The organism is Shewanella sp. NKUCC06_TVS (assembly GCF_019345515.1).
Lineage (GTDB): Bacteria > Pseudomonadota > Gammaproteobacteria > Enterobacterales > Shewanellaceae > Shewanella > Shewanella oncorhynchi.
In genome coordinates this window covers 451,519-471,244 of the sequence record NZ_JAHKQX010000001.1, presented here as the reverse complement: position 1 = coordinate 471,244, position 19,726 = coordinate 451,519, and the positions used below count along the sequence as shown (strand labels likewise).

Annotated in this window: 16 protein-coding genes; all 16 read left to right on the top strand. The window is 45.0% G+C overall.

The genetic code is table 11. The features are described 5' to 3' along the window. Positions 1 to 91 precede the first annotated feature (91 nt). Positions 92 to 2,044, top strand: coding sequence for an OmcA/MtrC family decaheme c-type cytochrome (locus KO531_RS01895; protein WP_173245653.1), 1,953 nt, complete (start codon positions 92 to 94; stop codon positions 2,042 to 2,044). A gap of 68 nt (positions 2,045 to 2,112) precedes the next feature. Continuing rightward, positions 2,113 to 3,114 (top strand): decaheme c-type cytochrome MtrA, encoded by a 1,002-nt coding sequence (gene mtrA / locus KO531_RS01890; RefSeq protein WP_028760483.1) that lies wholly within the window; start codon positions 2,113 to 2,115, stop codon positions 3,112 to 3,114. A 12-nt stretch (positions 3,115 to 3,126) separates the two neighbouring features. Further along, positions 3,127 to 5,214: an MtrB/PioB family decaheme-associated outer membrane protein gene (locus tag KO531_RS01885; protein ID WP_173245655.1), complete on the top strand. Its 2,088-nt coding sequence runs from the start codon at positions 3,127 to 3,129 to the stop codon at positions 5,212 to 5,214. Positions 5,215 to 5,430: 216 nt separating this feature from the next. Further along, positions 5,431 to 6,036 (top strand): hypothetical protein, encoded by a 606-nt coding sequence (locus KO531_RS01880; RefSeq protein WP_219250244.1) that lies wholly within the window; start codon positions 5,431 to 5,433, stop codon positions 6,034 to 6,036. A gap of 110 nt (positions 6,037 to 6,146) precedes the next feature. Beyond that, the gene (locus tag KO531_RS01875) at positions 6,147 to 6,827 is read left to right on the top strand and encodes a uracil-DNA glycosylase family protein (protein WP_219250243.1); all 681 of its coding nucleotides are present in this window, start codon (positions 6,147 to 6,149) and stop codon (positions 6,825 to 6,827) included. An 8-nt stretch (positions 6,828 to 6,835) separates the two neighbouring features. Then, positions 6,836 to 8,074: a sugar diacid recognition domain-containing protein gene (locus tag KO531_RS01870; protein ID WP_212599873.1), complete on the top strand. Its 1,239-nt coding sequence runs from the start codon at positions 6,836 to 6,838 to the stop codon at positions 8,072 to 8,074. 209 nt (positions 8,075 to 8,283) lie between these two features. Then, positions 8,284 to 9,291, top strand: coding sequence for a catalase family peroxidase (locus KO531_RS01865; protein ID WP_219250242.1), 1,008 nt, complete (start codon positions 8,284 to 8,286; stop codon positions 9,289 to 9,291). A 326-nt stretch (positions 9,292 to 9,617) separates the two neighbouring features. Next, positions 9,618 to 10,976 (top strand): GntP family permease, encoded by a 1,359-nt coding sequence (locus KO531_RS01860; RefSeq protein WP_173245672.1) that lies wholly within the window; start codon positions 9,618 to 9,620, stop codon positions 10,974 to 10,976. A gap of 232 nt (positions 10,977 to 11,208) precedes the next feature. Then, complete coding sequence (locus KO531_RS01855) at positions 11,209 to 12,423, top strand: glycerate kinase (RefSeq protein WP_219250241.1); 1,215 nt, start codon at positions 11,209 to 11,211, stop codon at positions 12,421 to 12,423. Between the two features lie 281 nt (positions 12,424 to 12,704). Next, a complete protein-coding gene (gene panP / locus KO531_RS01850; RefSeq protein WP_219250240.1) occupies positions 12,705 to 14,354 on the top strand; it encodes a pyridoxal-dependent aspartate 1-decarboxylase PanP in 1,650 nt (549 codons plus the stop codon). Positions 14,355 to 15,040: 686 nt separating this feature from the next. Beyond that, complete coding sequence (locus KO531_RS01845) at positions 15,041 to 16,042, top strand: hypothetical protein (RefSeq protein WP_219250239.1); 1,002 nt, start codon at positions 15,041 to 15,043, stop codon at positions 16,040 to 16,042. Between the two features lie 30 nt (positions 16,043 to 16,072). Beyond that, on the top strand, positions 16,073 to 17,107 hold the full coding sequence (locus tag KO531_RS01840) for a hypothetical protein (RefSeq protein WP_219250238.1): 1,035 nt from the start codon (positions 16,073 to 16,075) through the stop codon (positions 17,105 to 17,107). Positions 17,108 to 17,148: 41 nt separating this feature from the next. Next, positions 17,149 to 17,658: a hypothetical protein gene (locus tag KO531_RS01835; RefSeq protein WP_131526092.1), complete on the top strand. Its 510-nt coding sequence runs from the start codon at positions 17,149 to 17,151 to the stop codon at positions 17,656 to 17,658. A gap of 432 nt (positions 17,659 to 18,090) precedes the next feature. After that, on the top strand, positions 18,091 to 18,399 hold the full coding sequence (locus KO531_RS01830; RefSeq protein WP_219250237.1) for a hypothetical protein: 309 nt from the start codon (positions 18,091 to 18,093) through the stop codon (positions 18,397 to 18,399). A gap of 57 nt (positions 18,400 to 18,456) precedes the next feature. Beyond that, positions 18,457 to 18,972 (top strand): ClbS/DfsB family four-helix bundle protein, encoded by a 516-nt coding sequence (locus tag KO531_RS01825; RefSeq protein WP_219250236.1) that lies wholly within the window; start codon positions 18,457 to 18,459, stop codon positions 18,970 to 18,972. 30 nt (positions 18,973 to 19,002) lie between these two features. Next, positions 19,003 to 19,659, top strand: coding sequence for a Vat family streptogramin A O-acetyltransferase (locus KO531_RS01820; protein ID WP_219250235.1), 657 nt, complete (start codon positions 19,003 to 19,005; stop codon positions 19,657 to 19,659). Positions 19,660 to 19,726 lie beyond the last annotated feature (67 nt).

Below are 19,726 nucleotides of genomic sequence, written 5' to 3'. Positions count from 1 at the left end.
AGTCGCTTCTAATGACCAAAAACACAGACATAGAATCTGTTGGCTCTAGAACATAGCGTTTAAGCAATGCCAAACCTATGCAGGGAAAAAAATGATGAACGCACAAACAACTAAAATCGCACTGCTGTTAGCAGCAAGTGCAGTCACTATGGCCTTAGCGGGCTGTGGTGGCAGCGATGGTAATGATGGTAATCCCGGTGAACCTGGTGGCGAACCTGCTCCAGCGATTCAAACCCTTAATTTCGCCTTTGACAAATCTGTCGTCACTAATGGTATTCCGAGTGTTGAGTTTACCGTCACTAACGAAAATGATTTACCCGTTGTTGGCCTACAAAAAATGCGTTTTGCCGCAGCACAATTAATCCCACAAGGTGCAACTGGTGCAGGTAATGCGTCACAATGGCAATACTTTGGTGATGAAACCTGTGATGTCGCTGCAACATGCCCAGGGACTTTCGTTGACAAGAAAAACGGTCACTACAGTTATACTTTTAGTATGAACCTGACCGCTAACACTAAAGTCACCTATAACGAACAGTTAGCTCAACGAGTATTAATCCGCGCTTATAACACTCCGCTTCCCGATGGTACTCAAGTACCAAACAGTAACGCCTTTGTCGACTTCACTGCCGATACTGGCGCACTGCCAACATACAGTCGCAAAATTGTCGCCACAGAAAGCTGTAATACTTGTCACCAAGATTTAGCCAATGTTAAACATGGCGGCGCGTATTCTGACGTTAATTACTGTGCAACTTGCCACACAGCCGGAAAAGTCGGTGTAGGTAAAGAGTTCAATGTTCTCGTTCACGCTAAACACAAAGACCTTACCTTAGGCTCACTAGAAAGCTGTCAAAGCTGTCACGCAGCAAATGAGGCTACGCCTGATTGGAGTAATTGGTCACGTATCCCAACTGCTGCCTCATGTGGAAGCTGCCATAGCGCAGTGGACTTTGCTGCTGGTAAAGGTCACTCACAACAGCTAGATAACTCTAACTGTATCGCCTGTCATAACAGCGATTGGACTGCAGAACTGCACACAGGTAAGACTGCAGACAAAAAAGCCGTTATCGCTCAGTTAGGTATGTCAGCAGCACTTGCTGGTCAAGCTGATGATACTGCAGTATTAACCGTGTCTATCTTAGACAAAGATGGTAACGCAATTGATGCGGCAACCGTTCAAGATAAGATTAAACGTTTAGAGTCCGTTACCAACGTTGGCCCTAACTTCCCGATCATGGGCTACAATCCAAGTCCAGGTAGCGGTAAAGCGAAAATAGCGAAAGACTTAGTCAAAGATGGCGCACTGCAAGAAGGTGTAACCTTAGTTGACGGTAAATTGGTCTTTACAACACCCGCTCTACCTTTCGGTGCAGGCGATACTGATACCGCCTTTACCATTATCGGTTTAGAAGTGTGTAGCACTGGTACAAGCTTAACCGCATGTACCGCAGACAGCGCAACAACGAGCATGAAAGCTGAGCTAGCTTTTGGCACTAAGTCTGGTAAAGCACCGAGCATGCGTCATGTTAACTCAGTTGAGTTTGGTACCTGTCAAGGTTGTCACGGTGATAGCTTCGAAATTCACAAAGGCCACCATGCGGGTTTTGTGATGACAGAACAGCTATCACATGCAAAAGATGCCAGCGGTAAGCCAATCGTCGGTGTGGATGCGTGTGTCGCTTGTCATACCCCAGATGGTACCTATGCAAGTGGTGCTAATAAAGGTGCGTTGGAGATGAAATTACACGTTGTTCATGGTAAACAAGGTGTCATCAAAGAATGTACCCAATGCCATAACGACTTCAACCTAGATGCATTCAAGGTCAAAGGCGCTCTGGCAACAACTGCGGGTAAATACACCACGCCAATCACTGCCACTTGTACTTCATGCCACGCGCCAGAATCTATCGGCCACGGCTTAGAAAATATGGGCGCGATTGTGAACGGTGATTATGTTCAAGCCAATCAAGCGGCGCAGTCAGAAACCTGTTTCTACTGTCACAAACCCACACCAACAGATCACACTCAGGTGAAGATGTAATTTGCCCAAGCAGGGGGAGTTCGCTCCCCCTTTCTTGAATTTTGTTGGGACAAATTGGGAAGCCTATTATGAAGAACAGCCTAAAAATGAAAAACCTACTGCCGGCACTTGTCATCTCCATGGCAATGTCTGCAGTGATGTCTTTATGCATCACACCGAGTGCACACGCCTCAAAGTGGGATGACAAAATGACTCCAGAACAAGTCGAAGCCACCTTAGATAAGAAGTTTGCCGAAGGCAGCTACTCCCCTAAAGGTGCCGATTCTTGTTTGATGTGCCACAAAAAATCTGAAAAAGTGATGGACCTTTTCAAAGGTGTCCATGGCGCCATTGATTCATCAAAGAGCCCAATGGCTGGCCTGCAATGTGAAGCCTGTCATGGTCCTATGGGTCAACACAATAAAGGCGGCAACGAGCCGATGATCACTTTTGGTAAGCAATCGACCTTAAGTGCAGAAAAACAAAACAGTGTCTGTATGAGCTGTCACCAAGATGATAAACGCGTATCTTGGAACGGTAGTCACCATGACAATGCCGATGTCGCTTGTGCCTCATGCCACCAAGTGCATGTCGCAAAAGATCCTGTGTTATCAAAAAACACCGAAATGGAAGTCTGTACTAGCTGTCACACTAAGCAAAAAGCAGACATGAATAAACGCTCGAGTCACCCACTAAAATGGGCTCAAATGACCTGTAGCGATTGTCATAATCCCCATGGGAGCATGACAGATTCCGATCTAAACAAGCCTAGCATTAACGAAACCTGTTACTCCTGCCACGCCGAGAAACGCGGCCCAAAACTGTGGGAACATGCACCCGTCACTGAGAACTGTGTGACTTGCCACAATCCTCACGGCAGTGTGAATGATGCCATGTTGAAAACCCGCGCACCGCAGCTGTGTCAGCAATGTCACGCCAGCGATGGCCACGCCAGCAATGCTTACTTAGGTAACACTGGTTTAGGTTCAAACGTCGGCGACAATGCCTTTACGGGTGGAAGAAGCTGTTTAAATTGCCACAGTCAGGTCCATGGTTCAAACCATCCATCTGGCAAGCTATTACAGCGCTAAGGAGACGAGAAAATGAAATTTAAACTCAATTTGATCACTCTGGCGTTACTAGCAAACACAGGTTTTGCAATAGCGGCCGACGGGTATGGCTTAGCCAATGCCAATACAGAAAAAGTCAAAATGTCCGCTTGGAGCTGTAAAGGCTGCGTTGTTGAAACGGGTACGTCTGGCACTGTGGGTGTGGGCGTGGGTTACAACAGCGAAGAGGATATTCGCTCGGCGAATGCCTTTGGGACTTCAAACGAAGTTGCGGGTAAATTTGATGCAGATGTCACCTTCCGTGGTGAGAAAGGCTATCAAGCCAGCGTTGAAGCTTATCAACTGGGCATGGATGGTGGCCGTTTAGATGTCAATGCGGGCAAACAAGGCCAGTATAATGTCAATGTAAACTATCGCCAAATCGCCACTTACAACAGTAATAGCGCCTTAACGCCCTACTCTGGTGTCGGCAGCGATAATTTAACCTTGCCAGACAACTGGGTAACTGCGGGTTCAAGCAGCCAGATGCCGTTACTGATGGACAACCTAAATGCCTTAGAACTGTCGCTCAAACGTGAGCGCACAGGGTTAGGTTTTGACTATCAAGGTGAATCGCTGTGGAGTACGCATGTGAGCTACATGCGTGAAGAAAAAACCGGCTTGAAAAAAACATCAGGTGGATTCTTTAACCAATCCATGATGTTAGCTGAGCCAGTTGATTACACCACTGACTCCATTGAAGCTGGCATTAAACTCAAAGGCGATCGTTGGTTCACTGCACTTAACTACAATGGCTCAATTTTTAAGAACGAGTACAACCAGTTAAACTTCGACAGTGCCTTCAATCCGACCTTTGGTGCTCAAACCTCTGGCACTCTCGCCCTTGACCCTGACAACCAGTCACACACAGTCTCGCTCATGGGCCAATACAACGACAATACCAATGTGTTAACAGGTCGTGTGCTTGCGGGACAAATGAGTCAAGACCAAGCATTAGTCACTTCAGGCTATGGCTATCAAGTGCCGACAGAGGCCGTTGATGCCAAAGTTGACCTCACAGGGTTGAACTTAAAAGTCGTCAGTAAAGTGACTAACTCACTGCGCTTAAGTGGTAGCTACGACTATAGCGACCGTGATAACAATACTCAAATTGAAGAGTGGACCCAAGTCAGCATCAACAATGTCAATGGTAAGGTGGCCTATAACACCCCTTACGATAACACTAGCCAACGCTTCAAAGTGGCGGCGGATTATCGTATTACCCATGGACTGAAGCTTGATGGCGGCTATGACTTCAAACGTGACGACCGTAATTATCAAGACCGTGAAACCACGGATGAAAATACCGTTTGGGCACGTTTGCGCGTTAACAGCTTTGAAACTTGGGATATGTGGGTTAAGGGCAGTTACGGTCAGCGTGATGGCTCGCAATATCAAGCTTCTGAATGGACATCTTCTGAAACCAACAGCCTGTTACGTAAGTACAATCTGGCTAACCGCGACAGAACCCAGATTGAAGCTCGAGTCACCCACTCGCCAATCGACAGCTTGACTATAGATTTCGGTGCCCGTTACGCATTAGATGACTACTCTGACACAGTTATTGGCTTAACTGAGTCAAAAGACACCAGTTATGATGCCAACATCAGCTACATGATCACCGATGATTTACTGGCGACAGCCTTCTACAACTACCAAATCATTGAGTCTGAACAAGCGGGAAGCAGTAATTACAGCACCCCAACGTGGACAGGATTCATTGAAGATAATGTAGATGTGGTCGGGGCAGGCCTGAGCTACAACAACTTGCTTGAGAACAAGTTACGCATGGGATTGGATTACACTTATTCAAACTCCGACAGTAACACTCAAGTCAGACAAGGTATCACAGGCGACTATGGCGATTATTTTGCCAAAGTGCACAACATTAACTTATATGCTCAATATCAAGCCACCGAGAAAATGGCGCTGCGCTTGGATTATAAAATTGAGAATTATAAAGACAATGATGCCGCCAATGATATCGCCGTCGATGGGATCTGGAACGTCGTAGGCTTTGGCAGCAATAGCCATGACTACACAGCGCAAATGATCATGCTGAGCATGAGTTACAAACTCTAATCGATACTGTTCATAACACGAAAAGCCCGCATGTTGCGGGCTTTTGTTTAAGCGCAGCATTATCTTTTAAAGCGATAACATCATGGCAGATAACAGTAAAAATCTTGAATAAGATCAGACTCTGGCGCGAAAGTCCGCCCATAAAAACCTTAATCCTTGAGTTTTGGCTCACTTTAGCGGATCTTAATTCAATCTTTTAGTTAATCCTCTGAGCCAATGCGTATTTATTCTTCAATCTCCCAATCTCAGTGGCTGTTATCAATTCCCGCACTAGTGGGGCTAAGCCTATTACCCTTACCCGCCATGGCGTTCGACCCATCGGGTGGCGCAGCGAGCCTATTTATCATTTTAGGCCTAGGTGGTTTTACCTTAATCAATCTGTTTCTACAGGGCTTATTCTTTTTTGCGGGTCAGTATCGCAGCGCCACTTTTGCTAAACGCCATGTATTAAGCGCACTAATAGTGCCATTAATTGCCATTGCGTTAGCCATTTATGATCATAGAGGTTGGAGTGATTTCGCCCTTAACTTAGGCATTATCTGTGTCGGTATTGGACTGATTTTATTGCCACTACAGCTTTGCCAAATCGATAAGCCCACCAATCGCAATGCTGATTGGATCATCAGCCTAGGGGCATTATTTATCTTAACTTTGAGCTATGTGATTGCCCCCTTAGCCTTCTTTACGATTGTACTGGCCCACATCTGTTTAGCTTCAAGCCCAAATCAAATTCCTAAGATATTAAGTTATATCGGTATAATCCTTGGCTATTCTCTTTTTGGCTACTGGGTATATCAAACAGTGATGATGCTCCAATCCTGATTGAAAATGAATGAGCAACGATAAAATTAGCGATTAAATTGACTAAGACGAATCTCACTAAAGCGCCATCGCCACTTTGCGTAACTGTATCGCCATCATGCTCAGCATCAATGGCTAAACTGCTGGCAAAAATCAGCGCCTGTACTTTATGTCAGGCCCATTTACCCTTAGCGCCCAAGCCGATATTACAGGCCAGTACCCAAGCGCGAATTTTGATTGCAGGCCAAGCTCCGGGCGTGAAAACCCACCATAAAGGCATACCTTTTGACGATGCCAGCGGTGAACGGCTGCGCACTTGGTTAAATGTCACGCGGGAGCAATTCTACGACCCCAATCTTTTTGCCATTATCCCTATGGGATTTTGTTTTCCGGGCAGTATCGAAAAAAACGGTAAAAAGCAAGGTGATAAACCACCGCGCCCCGAATGTGCTGCCACTTGGCATCAGGCCTTGCTCGCCCTAATGCCGCAAATAGAGCTAATTGTGATCCTCGGCCAATATGCCATCGACTATCATCTACCGCGCGAATCGTCCGAGGCCGTAAACCCCACTTCGCCGATCACTAAGCATCAAACAACCGGCACTAACGTAACAGTCATCCCCAAACTGAAACCAATAACTGTGACCCAAGCATGCGCGCAATGGCAGCTATATTGGCCTAAGTATCTTGTCTTGCCGCACCCAAGCCCGCGTAATAATCTTTGGCTTAAGCAGCATCCTGAGTTTGAACGCGATATGCTACCCAGATTAAGAATGCGTATTGCATCCCTATTAAACCTTCAACCCCACTAGGCGCCTGTATGTATCTACTTGATTCTGCCATCGCGAAGCAAATTGTGAGCCGCACAATGAAAATCATTGGCCACAATATCAATGTGATGAACGGCCAAGGGGTGATTTTAGGCTCAGGCGACCCTAAGCGTATAGGGTCAACCCACGAAGGCGCGCTGCTGGCGATTGCCCAAAATCGCAATGTGGAGATCAGTCAAGAAGTCGCCTCAGGGCTGCATGGCGTTAAGCCAGGCATCAATTTACCCTTACATTATCAAGGACAAATTATCGGCGTCGTCGGCATTACCGGTGATCCACGTGAGCTCACCCATTATGGTGAGTTACTTAAAATGACCGCCGAAATGATTGTTGAACAAGCCAACCTGCAGGATAAATTGCAATGGGAGAATCGCCAGCGTGAAGAATTTATTCTGCAACTGATCAAAGCTGAAACCGATGATGCACAGTTGCACCGCTGGGCAAAACAACTCGACATTGATATCAGCCTGCCAAGAGTCGCGGCCATTATTGAGATCAGCGAGAAAAACATCCAGAAACACCATTTAAAAACCGACACCACCCCATCGACCTTGTTCTTAGCTGAGGCATCCACTCTGCCCGCCGATGAACGCAGCCCCAGAGTCAGTGAAACCCTCAAGCAAGTGCTGCATCTATTGCAATATCCTGACCGTGGTAACTTGATTGCCATGACCTCAATGTCGCAGTTGGTGATCCTAAAGCCTGCTTTTTTAGATGGAAAACAATGGGATCCTGAGCTTGAAAATCAGCGTATCGATAAGCTGTTGCAGCGCTTACCCGCCCAGATGGATTTAAACTTTAAGATTGCCCTAGGCCATTTCTTCCCCGAAAAAGGCGGGATAGCGCGCTCCTATCAAACGGCTCAAGAAACCTTAGCCCTAGGTAAGCAGCTCAATGCAGAAGGGAATAAATACCTGTTTGAAGATTATTCCCTACAAGTGTTACTTGCAGGGCTGAAACATGACTGGCGCGGTCAGGCGCTGGCAACGCCCTATCAGCAACTCGCCAAGGCGGATAAAAACGGCCAATTACGAAAAACCTTAGCGGCTTACATCACCCACTTTGGCGATGCACAGCAATGCGCGAATGCCCTGTTTATTCATCGCAATACACTGAGATATCGCCTTGATAAAATTCAGCAAATCACCCAAGCCGACATTCAATCCCTGCATGGATTATTAAGCCTGTATCTTGGGCAATTAATTGATACTTCGACTCGCTTAACTTAACGCTCAAATGACTTAGCAACTCAACAGATTAGCTAGAAAAAAGCCCGCAGATGACGGCGCCGACCTGATGGCCAGATCAATTGAGTAAAACTTAGCCTGTACTAAAAAATTCATTGAAAGATTTATACCGTATCCCCTTTCCTATCCTTTCATATAGTATCGCGTCGATATGCTAGCGCTCTCGACTTAGTCCATTGAAAGGAATGATAATGACCTCAATCAAACTGACTTTATTCGCCAAAGCTTGTCTCATTAGCGGCATTGCGCTGACTTCACCTTCGTTAATCGCGGCCGAGAAAACCATTCCCGAACTGGTCGATGCCGTCAACGGCACACCCGATGCGGCAAGTCGCGAGGCGGGTAAAAATGTCAAACTGCGTAATCACACTAAGGGATTTTGTACCTCGGGCAGTTTTAAACCGAATCCACAATTACAACAAACGTTGGCAATTCCATTTTTTAATCAAGATAGTATCAAGGTCACAGCCCGCTTTTCCCTCGGCGGTACAAATCCGCAGATCTCAGATAAAACCGCTGGGCGCTTTATGTCACTCAAAATTGACGGCGATAAAGAAAATCTTAACTTTGTCACCACTAACGTTCCCGTTTTCTTTGCCAAAAATCTCGAAGAGTTTTTTAACTTTCAGACCAAAGTGAAACAAGGTCCTGAAGGTAAACAGTGGCTTATTGATAATCAACCCAGCGCCAAAGCTTTTTTCGACTACGTTAAACAGTTGCCTCCCAGCCCAAGTTTTGCCAACAGCCGCTACTTTGGTGTAAATAGTTTCCTGTTCAGCACGCCAAAAAACAGTGTTCTTCAAGGTGAAACGGTCGCGGGTAAATGGATTTTTGAACCTGTCGCAGGTACTGCCGCGCTGTCAGCCAGTGAACTTGCCAATCTCAGTGATGATTTTTTAAAGGCAGAATTACTCGAGCGCATTAAAACCCAGCCAGCACAATGGAACCTTTATATTCAACTCGCCGAAATGGGGGATGAGATTAATGACCCAACTGTGATCTGGCCTGAAACTCGCCAGCGTTTACTGGTAGGCCAAGTGATGATTAACGGTGAACGAGACAGCGATCCCCAAGTTCAACAGTGCGATAAAGGCATATTTAACCCACTGTTATTACCTAAGGGCATTACTGCATCTGCCGATCCCATACTCAATGCCCGCACCGCAGCCTATGTAGAATCCTTTATTCGTCGTCAATAAAGATGTCGAGTTAAGTCCCTCCTGTTTAGGATTGGCAAATAGCCCTATTTGCCAATCCTTATCGACAAGCGCCTCCCTTACCGACAAAACGCCTCCTCCTGCATTCGAATTCACCTAAGCATTTTTGTGCATGAGCACAAAAATGGCGAAACATAACGCGGTAATTCCGTGGATTTAGCCAAAGCTATTCAAACATACCTGCACAATAATAGGATGACCTTAAAGCAGCCCTCATTTGGACTCAGGCCCAAATAAGCACTGCGCCCTACACTATAAGTCAAAAAACTTACTCAAAAACTTCAGCCAAGAACTGAACGGGACAAACTATGAACTTAGTGCTTATTCTCATCGGCGTGATTGCATTTATTGTTATCGCGACCTCAAAATTTAAACTCCACCCCTTTTTAACCTTAATTCTGGCCGCCTTTATCGCGGCCTTCGCCTATGGCCTGCCGAGCGGAGAAATCGCTAAAACCATTACCACAGGGTTTGGCAATATTTTAGGCTATATCGGCTTAGTGATCGTCTTAGGCACTATCATAGGGATTATTCTGGAAAAAAGCGGCGCCGCCATCACCATGGCCGATGTGGTGATCAAGATATTAGGTAAACGCTTCCCGACACTCACTATGTCAATTATCGGTTATCTCGTGTCTATTCCGGTCTTTTGTGACTCGGGTTTTGTGATCTTAAACTCACTGAAACAATCGATGGCGAACCGCATGAAGGTCTCTAGTGTCTCCATGAGTGTTGCCTTAGCCACAGGTCTGTACGCCACTCACACCTTTGTGCCGCCAACGCCAGGCCCTATCGCCGCCGCAGGCAACTTAGGCTTAGAGTCCAACCTAGGCTTAGTGATCGGTGTGGGTCTCTTTGTGGCCGCTGTTGCGGCACTCGCGGGTATGTTATGGGCAAACCGCTTTGCCGATGTTGAGCCCGATGGTGAAGGCGCAGAAGAACTTAAAGCGCAGGCCAGCGACTATGAAACGCTGAAAAAAAGCTATGGCACGTTACCAAGCCCATTAAAAGCTTTCGCACCGATTTTTGTGCCTATCGTATTAATTTGTTTAGGTTCTATCGCTAACTTCCCTTCAGCGCCTTTGGGTAAAGAAGCTGTGTTTGATGCGCTCGTGTTCCTTGGTCAGCCTGTTAATGCCCTGATGATTGGCCTGTTTTTATCCCTGCTGCTGTTAAAGGGTGAGAATAAGATCAGCGAATTTAGCGAACGCATCAGCCAAGGGCTCGTCACTGCCGCGCCGATTATTTTAATCACAGGTGCAGGCGGTGCCTTTGGTGCGGTATTAAAAGCCACGCCTATCGGTGACTTTTTGGGCACATCACTGTCGGCACTGGGTATCGGTATCTTCATGCCATTTATCGTCGCTGCAGCGCTTAAGTCAGCGCAGGGTTCATCGACGGTAGCGTTAGTCGCAACCTCTGCACTGGTTGCGCCTATGCTTGGCGATATTGGTCTTGGTAGCGATATGGGCCGAGTGTTAACAGTAATGGCAATTGGCGCAGGTGCGATGACCGTTTCCCACGCCAATGACAGCTTCTTTTGGGTCGTCACCCAATTTAGCCGCATGAGCGTCAAACAAGCCTATAAAGCCCAAACTATGGCAACCCTAATCCAAGGTGTAACGTCCATGGTAACTGTGTATGTGCTAAGCCTAGTGTTGCTCTAATATTAATGAGTTCTTGATTCAATATTGTCCCTTGGGCACATACCGTGCCCAAGATATATCTCTGTTATACGCCCTAATAATTGCAACAGATTAATGTGCCAGTGATGGATATAAATGCCTTTATATCACCTCAGTTTTAGCACAGGGATGTTGTTGCGCCCAACGTAAGTGGCATTGGGTTTAGTGTTCAACATTGAGCCCTGTTTTATCCCATTTAGCTGTAGGATTTTTAATGAAAATAGTTATCGCCCCCGACTCATTTAAAGAAAGCTTAAGCGCGCTCGAAGTGGCCAACGCAATCGAGCAAGGCTTAAAACAAGTGATACCCGACTGCGACATAATCAAAATACCCGTTGCCGATGGTGGCGAAGGCACAGTGCAATCTATGGTGGACGCCACATGCGGCAGTATTGTCAGCTTAGAGGTCATGGGGCCACTGGGGCATAGAGTGCAAGCACACTATGGCATTCTTGGTGAAGGCATTCTCGGCACTGCGATGAATACAAGTTCTGCTTCAGTTTCAAGTGCAGATCCAACGAACAAATCGCCACATCAAGGCGCGATTGCCGTGATTGAAATGGCCTCAGCCTCAGGTTTGCACCATGTGCCGAGAGAGCAACGTAACCCGCTGCTTACCACAAGTTATGGCACGGGCGAGCTGATTTGTGATGCGCTTAATCGGGGGATAAAGCACATCATTTTGGGGCTAGGCGGCAGTGCCACCAACGATGGCGGCGCGGGTATGGCCCAAGCGCTGGATATTTTATTGCTCGATGGCCAAGGTAAAACCTTGCCTTCTGGCGGCGCAGCGCTGGCGAACCTTGCTCAAATCGATGTATCAAACGCTCATCCACTTTTACGTGAGTGCAGCTTCGAAGTTGCCTGCGATGTTGATAATCCACTGTGCGGTGAACGCGGTGCATCGGCGATTTTTGGTCCGCAAAAAGGTGCGACGCACGAGATGGTTAAGCAGCTAGATGCCGCTCTTGCCCATTATGCCGATGTGATTGCCCGCAATGGCATTAGCGATCACCGCGATCATGCCGGGGCTGGCGCTGCTGGCGGTATGGGTCTTGGCGTGATGGCTTTTTTAAATGCCGAGCTTAAACCTGGGGTTGAGATTGTAATGCAAACCGTTGGCCTTGCGGACAAAATCCGTGGCGCCGATTTAGTGATCACAGGTGAAGGCCGTATCGATGGTCAAACCGTGTTTGGTAAAACCCCAATGGGCGTGTTAAAGCAAGCCAAATTGCAGGGCATTCCCACTATCGGTATCGCGGGCTGCCTCGGTGAAAACGCCAATGCCATATTGGATCACGGTATGACGGCTATCTTCCCTATCATCCCGCACTTAAGTCCGCTTGATGATGTGCTAGCCAATGCCAAGCTAAACCTTTGCAATACCGCTCGAAATATCGGCGCGGTACTCATGTTGGGCCAGCGCTAGTACTGGAACTAATGCTTAAGTAATTCCCTCTGTTTAATGATTTGAAGAAAGGCGCCATAACGGCGCCTTTGCTTATTTAGGCCGCAACGCTTTGGTAACACAAAATTTTAGTGCTTGATGCCTAAAAGGCCTTGCAGTAAAGTGAGCTCCCTTTTTGGTATTCCGCTGATTGAACATTTGAGAGTCACTGATAGCGCATCACTGGTCGAGAATCACTGGTCCGTTATACTCTTCGAGCCAATTTGCGGTTTCACTATAAAAATTAATAGACGGCAAGCCCCATGACCCAGAAACTCCCTCGCCAAGCCACCGCATCCGAAGCAAGTTTGCTCCGCATTTTTACTGCACCGGAAGATGCAAGCTCAACGCTGAGTATTATTGAGCAAAAGCTCTCCGAGGACTTAGCAGGCTTTTTGGGTGACAGTATCGCCGCGCTCGAAAAACCCTTGTCTGAAATCGAAACCGATTTTCAAGCCTTTGAGATCCCAACTCAACCACGTTTTGTCTCCGATTACACCGACGAAATTATGCAAAATTTGGTGGCGCATTCGGTACACACAGCGGCGCCAAGTTTTATCGGTCACATGACTTCGGCACTGCCCTACTTTGTGTTGCCGCTGTCAAAAATGATGGTGGGACTCAATCAAAATCTGGTCAAAATCGAAACCTCTAAGGCATTTACGCCGCTTGAGCGCCAAGTGCTCGGCATGATGCACCATTTGATTTATGCCCAAGATACGGATTTTTATCAAAGCTGGATGCACAGCGCCAATCATTCCCTCGGCGCATTTTGCTCCGGCGGCACGGTTGCCAACATCACGGCGCTGTGGATTGCCCGTAACCAATTATTAAAAGCCGATGGCGAGTTTAAAGGCGTCAGCCGCGAAGGCTTATTCAAGGCGCTGCGCCACTACGGCTATGATGATTTAGCGATTTTGGTCTCGGAGCGGGGCCACTATTCGCTGGGCAAAGCCGTCGATCTGCTTGGCATCGGTCGCGACAATATCATCAGCATTCCCACTGGCAGCGATAACAAGGTCGATGTCGCGAAAATGCGCCAAGCCGCCCTTGAACTTGCTAGCAAGAACATCAAAGTGTTAGCGATTGTTGGCGTGGCTGGCACTACAGAAACCGGTAATGTTGACCCGTTGACAGAGTTAGCGGCGCTGGCAAAAGAGTTAAACTGCCATTTCCATGTGGATGCAGCGTGGGGCGGCGCAAGTTTATTATCCAATAAATACCGCCACTTACTCGCAGGTATCGAACTTGCGGACTCAGTCACTATCGATGCCCACAAACAAATGTACGTGCCCATGGGCGCAGGTATGGTGTTATTTAAAGACCCAGAGTTTGCCCACGCCATTGCCCATCACGCCGAATATATTCTGCGCCGCGGTTCTAAGGACTTAGGCAGCCAAACGCTCGAAGGTTCACGCCCCGGCATGGCGATGTTAGTGCACGCTTGCTTACAGATCATCGGCCGCGATGGCTATGAAATCTTAATCAATAACAGCCTTGAAAAAGCGCGTTATTTTGCGGAAAAAATCAAAGCCCATGAGGATTTTGAGCTGGTCACTGAACCAGAACTGTGTCTGCTGACTTATCGTTATGTGCCCGCCAGTGTCCAAGCCGCCATGCAGTTTGCTATTGAGCAAGCTGACACAGTAAAACTTGCGCGCTTTAACGAGCTGCTCGATGGCCTCACTCAGTTTATTCAAAAGCACCAACGCGAACAGGGTAAATCCTTCGTCTCCCGCACCCGCATCTCCCCTGCCCGCTATTTTAGACAAGCGACCGTGGTGTTTCGCGTAGTACTCGCCAACCCCCTGACCAGCCATGATATTCTGAATCAAGTGCTCATCGAGCAAGCTGAAATCGCCGCATTAGATAACGAGTTTTTACCCGCACTCATGGCGATGGTGGCTGAATAGCAAGTTTGGGATGATGAGTTTCAAATAGCGGCTTTCAGATATAAAGTTTCAAATAGTAAAACAGCCGCAAAGATCTTTGCGGCTGTTTTACTTAGTGATACAAAATTAGTGCAACGTTAAGGCCAAGCGAAAAGCTTTAGCAACCCTTCTAAGATTAAGCACTTATGCATCATCGCTGGTACACCGAATTCAACTGCTTCCGTGACACGCCGTGAAGCCATCCATGGCGGCTCTACGATGACATCCATGTCATCGAAGGTCACGTCCGCACTGAAATTCGCCATGGCTAACATTCAACGTAATCTGCAGCATATAGAAACACAAATACCGCGATCATATGGCAGTCATAGTGCGCACATCCTATAGGGATTAGGATGTAAAAGAGTAACCATGAAAGCTATGGGTGTCCTGACTCTTTTCGATATCTAAACCGATAGTAGTAATCTTCATAGGTGGACCCGTCCTCTTTTTGATGAGTTTTAGCGACTACATCGTGGCCCATTGTGAGGCCGATTAAAAGTGGATGGGTCCATTCCATTATCCATGGCTACTGCCTTGCTTGCTCGGACATGCCCTTTAATACTTCTTAAATGTAAGTCATAAGTAGGGATTATACCTTACGCTATTGATAATGATTATCGATTACATTAGCTTTCCTGCTGAATGAAAAAGCTAGGAAAAGCAAAATGGAATTTGAAATAAACATCTCCCCTAAAATGATCACGATAATTACTACTTATAAATGTACTGCGGCATGTGAAGACTGCTGTTTTGAATGCACGCCGAAATTAAATAGTACTCTTAATTATGAAGAAATTTCAAATGCGATAATATCCGCTCATAAAAAATTTCCAAGGCTTGAATTAGTTGTTTTTACTGGAGGTGAATGCTTTATTCTAAAACAAAATTTATTTAAAGCAATTTCATTATGTACAAACCTAGGGTTGAAAACCAGATGTGTAACAAATGCCTATTGGGCTAAAACATACTCAAGTGCTTTAAAGGTTTCCGAGTCGCTTAAGTTAGCAGGTATTTCAGAAATAAATATCAGCACAGGTTTAGACCATCAGAAATGGGTACCACAGGAATCTATAGTTAATGCTTCTAGAGCTCTTTTGTCAAAAAGTATATTTACGCTTGTAACAATAGAGAAGGATTCAGCTTCTTCAAATTGTTATAAGGATTTTGTGAATGAAGGTAACATAAAACATCTGATTTCAAATAAACCAGAAACCTTCAGGGTTCAGTCTAATGTATGGATGCCATTTCATAGTACTAGTGAGAAAAGAGACTGCAATTCACTTGAGCATTTGAAAAAAGGTTGCGATCAAATTTTTAATAATTGCGTAATTACGCCTAAAAAGGAAATATCAGCATGCTGCGGCCTCACTCTGGAACATATACCTGAAATGAAACTAGGTTCCATTAGCAATGTTGATGCATACGTACAAGCTCAAAAAGACGATTTTTTAAAGTTATGGCTTAGAACTGAAGGGCCATTCGTTATTTTGCAAAAAATTTTAGGATCAAACCACCCAGATATAGCCGATATACAACACCAGTGCCAAGCTTGTGCAGTATTGCATCAGAACAGTAGTGTAAAAGAAAAATTAATTGATAATTATCATAAAAACATAATTCCTGTTTTCAATAAATTTAAGATGCTAGAAGTCGATGATCAGATTTAATTATTTAAATTAACATAATGGATATTATTAATGAAATTGAAATATGCTAAATATGGCGTTATTGGTATAGTTGGCGTGGCCCATACGGTTAACGCAAGTGTCGAGCCTGAAAAGGTGAATACTCGATTATTTGGAAAACCTGGCAGCATAGAAGAAGGTTTTGAAGAGAAAAACAATATCCTTAGACTTTCTATGAAAAAGAGCAAATTACCAACAGAGATTTGGAAGGATATTGAAAAATTGTCTGGTATGTGGCAAATGATAAATGCGAAAGATGTAAAAAATGATTATTTAAAACATTATAAAAATACAAATCTAACCTCTAACTCAAAAAGTGCAATCGAACAGACGTTTGAGCATAGAGTATTGTTAGCGATGGCAGATGATAGTATACAAAATTTAGTGCGACTTAATGACTATGAAGGCATTATTATAGAGTTAGACAAACGAGGGCTTATTTATCATGATGACGAGTCTTCATTGACCAACAAACTTCAAGCCGCGCTATCTCAAGACGAAGAACTTAAACGCAGCGTTAGTAATGCGTTAGGAAGAGTCCATCATTCTCATGATGAAAGTGACATAGTATATTTAAATAGAGTAATTGAGCCAATAGGGGTTAGTCCTCAAAGTGGTGTAGCAGCTGCTGCTGTTTTGGTGGTGGTTGCTCTAGGTGTTGCTACATATGTCGCAGCTGCGGTAAACGTTGCAGCAGCTCTAAATCTTGCAATTCAATTATCTATAGCTATAAACGTTGCAGTTACCGTCGGAGGATCTGGTGGAGGTGGAGGTCAGTGCAACGGTTGTCACAATCAGTCCTCCTCAATGTCCGTTGGTTTGATGGATAGTAAAATGACACACAATTATACGATTATGAATGATCTGGCCAATATTGGATTCAATGGCTATCTTCACTCCCGAAGTGCAATTGAGTTCAAAAAGAAAGAAGCAAGAGCAGTATTAAGTGCAGCTCTCAATTTAGGACTCATAAAAATTCCAGATTCAGAAATTAAAAGCGTATTTGAGGCGATAGATCGAATTACTGTCGACTCATTAACTTACTAGATTGATTATTAACCTGCTTAATCGTATTTGGTGATTATCTTATGCAAGAATTTAAAATAGAAAATTTTTCGTATATTATTTCATTTTTACTAGTTGTAGCAATACCATTAACTTTAATTGTCGCAACTGAGTATATGCTGACAAAGAAAGTTAGTGTAAATCTTTTCGCCTTCACTTTGTTGTTGAGTGTGTTGATATATGTTTCTTTAGTTGTGCAGATTAAGTCATCGAAAACGATTTTAAATGAAGGCCGAATTTTGATTCAAAGCCAGTTTTATAATGATGAAATATTACTGTCTGACGTTCAAGATATATTACTACTTCCAATAGGCTTGCCAGAGGGTTTGTCGTTAAAACATAGGAAAAATGGAATTGCATTACTGAATTATAAGACTGGATTATTTACAATGAATAATGGTGGTGACGCATTTGTTCAAATGTTGAAACCACCTTTCATAGTCATTAGTGTTAAATCTAAAAGGAATAAATATATAATTTCATCTAGTGAGGTTTTTTATAATAAGCTACTGGAGTTAAATAACGATGGTTAATGTATTTTGATTATATTTTTTTCCATTGAAACCTGTGAATCCAGGCTTTCAGCGGCATTAGTCGCAAGTTATATCTGAAAATCCAGCTACCTCAATCACAAGAGTGAGCAAAAGTGAGGACATCCACATATTTTAAAGGTTAAAAGTGAATATATGCCCTGATGTGTCGACTTGAAAATAGAAAATTGTAGCGAAGAAACGAGTGACAGAAGGTACACATGGATTAACGAAATTATGCACTCTCATGGAAGTGACCGTTGACGGCATGGATGCCGTCGTCGAGCCCTCAGAGATGAGTTGATGGCGTGTCACTGGAATGAAAGAGCTTAATTGTGACACGGTTTATAGTCTCATCATCAAGCACGTGAGCGTTGCTAAATGGTGGCCTTACTCACTCTCGGCACTAAATCACATAGGAACTGAAAGCTTTATATGCGAAAAATCATTCTCCCACTGATCATGCTAAGTCTTGGCGCATTGCCTCTATATGCTCCAGCACAGGACACCAGCGCGTTATGGGGTAAAAAATACGCTGAGGTGAAATCAAGTTTATTAGCTGCTGGCTGGGTATTAGCGCCTGTAGCAGAAGATGAAACGCCAATAACAGCAGATTACCCCGAAATAACCTGTGGTAACGGTGCTATGGCAATTTGCTCTGTCGGCTTTAAACGAGACAATAGTACGCTTGCCTTAGTGGTTGAATCTATTGAACAAGAGCTTATTGTGACAGGTGAATACTAAACAGCCCAATAGATGATGTTAAACTCAGCCTAAGCATCTAATGTAGACGAGGTAGTGATGTCATCTGTACCCAAATCAAAACAAGAGCTTGAATTGGCTATTCGCTCAATTTTCCCAAAATTGATGGCAGACTATCGTTCAATCCCAGCCCAAATGTCCCGAGTGTGCAGCATAGAAGGAAACATCAAAGGTACACAAATTAGTGTAAGTGATACCGTCGCTTACCTTATTAGTTGGGGTAAATTAGTGCTCAAATGGTACGAGTTAACATCGCAAGCACTCCCCGTTGATTTTCCCGATACGGGCTATAAATGGAATCAACTGGGATTATTAGCAGAGCGATTTCATCATGAATATAGCCTATGGCAATATACTGATTTACTTGATGAATATGAAATGACAATGGAAAAATTGTCAACGCTGATTGCGAGTCTCAGTGATCAGCAACTGTACGACATAACTTGGTACGATAAATGGACTCTGGGCCGTATGATCCAATTCAATACTTACTCCCCGATGAAGAATATGCGTACCAAAGTACGACGATTCAAAAAAGACAATGCATTACCCTAGTAAACAACTCTTTTAAGCACGGAGGTATTCATGCCAAGTACCCACACTCACCCGCAGTTAGGCCCGAACCCCAACGATAAAGCGCCGATGAAAGGCTTTCCTCAGGTTGGCTTTCTTAAAAATTTTATTTCCCGCGAGAACATTATTGTCGGTGATTACACTTATTATGACGATCCAGCAGGTCCTGAGAGGTTCGAGTCGAATGTGCTTTATCACTTTGACTTTATTGGCGATAAACTAAATATTGGTAAATTCTGCGCCATTGCGAAAGACGTGAAATTCATTATGAATGGCGCCAATCATCAAGTATCTGGCTTCTCGACTTATCCTTTTTATATCTTCGGCAATGGCTGGGAGAAAGCGGCGCCCAAGCCCGAAGATTTACCTTTTAAGGGCGACACCTGTATCGGTAACGACGTATGGATTGGTTATAACGCCACTATCATGCCTGGGGTGACAATTGGCCACGGCGCCATTGTTGCCAGTCAATCCGTAGTGACAAAAGATGTGCCACCCTACGCTGTGGTTGGCGGTAATCCTGCCACAGTGATCAAGCTGAGATTCGAGCAAACTGTGATAGATGAGCTTGTTGCCATCGCTTGGTGGGATTGGCCGATAGAGAAAATCACTCAACACCTTGAGGCTATCGCGGGGGCAGAACTCACAACATTACAGCAGGCGACCTAAATAACGCCTGTCGCGAGCAAGACTGAACGAAAAATCTCAAGCGACAAGCATTAAGCAACAAACATTA

Coding starts and splice junctions, on each gene's coding strand:
- KO531_RS01895 (WP_173245653.1), top strand. CDS start 92: ATGATGAACGCACAAACAACTAAAATCGCACTGCTGTTAGCAGCAAGT.
- mtrA (WP_028760483.1), top strand. CDS start 2,113: ATGAAGAACAGCCTAAAAATGAAAAACCTACTGCCGGCACTTGTCATC.
- KO531_RS01885 (WP_173245655.1), top strand. CDS start 3,127: ATGAAATTTAAACTCAATTTGATCACTCTGGCGTTACTAGCAAACACA.
- KO531_RS01880 (WP_219250244.1), top strand. CDS start 5,431: ATGCGTATTTATTCTTCAATCTCCCAATCTCAGTGGCTGTTATCAATT.
- KO531_RS01875 (WP_219250243.1), top strand. CDS start 6,147: ATGGCTAAACTGCTGGCAAAAATCAGCGCCTGTACTTTATGTCAGGCC.
- KO531_RS01870 (WP_212599873.1), top strand. CDS start 6,836: ATGTATCTACTTGATTCTGCCATCGCGAAGCAAATTGTGAGCCGCACA.
- KO531_RS01865 (WP_219250242.1), top strand. CDS start 8,284: ATGACCTCAATCAAACTGACTTTATTCGCCAAAGCTTGTCTCATTAGC.
- KO531_RS01860 (WP_173245672.1), top strand. CDS start 9,618: ATGAACTTAGTGCTTATTCTCATCGGCGTGATTGCATTTATTGTTATC.
- KO531_RS01855 (WP_219250241.1), top strand. CDS start 11,209: ATGAAAATAGTTATCGCCCCCGACTCATTTAAAGAAAGCTTAAGCGCG.
- panP (WP_219250240.1), top strand. CDS start 12,705: ATGACCCAGAAACTCCCTCGCCAAGCCACCGCATCCGAAGCAAGTTTG.
- KO531_RS01845 (WP_219250239.1), top strand. CDS start 15,041: ATGGAATTTGAAATAAACATCTCCCCTAAAATGATCACGATAATTACT.
- KO531_RS01840 (WP_219250238.1), top strand. CDS start 16,073: ATGAAATTGAAATATGCTAAATATGGCGTTATTGGTATAGTTGGCGTG.
- KO531_RS01835 (WP_131526092.1), top strand. CDS start 17,149: ATGCAAGAATTTAAAATAGAAAATTTTTCGTATATTATTTCATTTTTA.
- KO531_RS01830 (WP_219250237.1), top strand. CDS start 18,091: ATGCGAAAAATCATTCTCCCACTGATCATGCTAAGTCTTGGCGCATTG.
- KO531_RS01825 (WP_219250236.1), top strand. CDS start 18,457: ATGTCATCTGTACCCAAATCAAAACAAGAGCTTGAATTGGCTATTCGC.
- KO531_RS01820 (WP_219250235.1), top strand. CDS start 19,003: ATGCCAAGTACCCACACTCACCCGCAGTTAGGCCCGAACCCCAACGAT.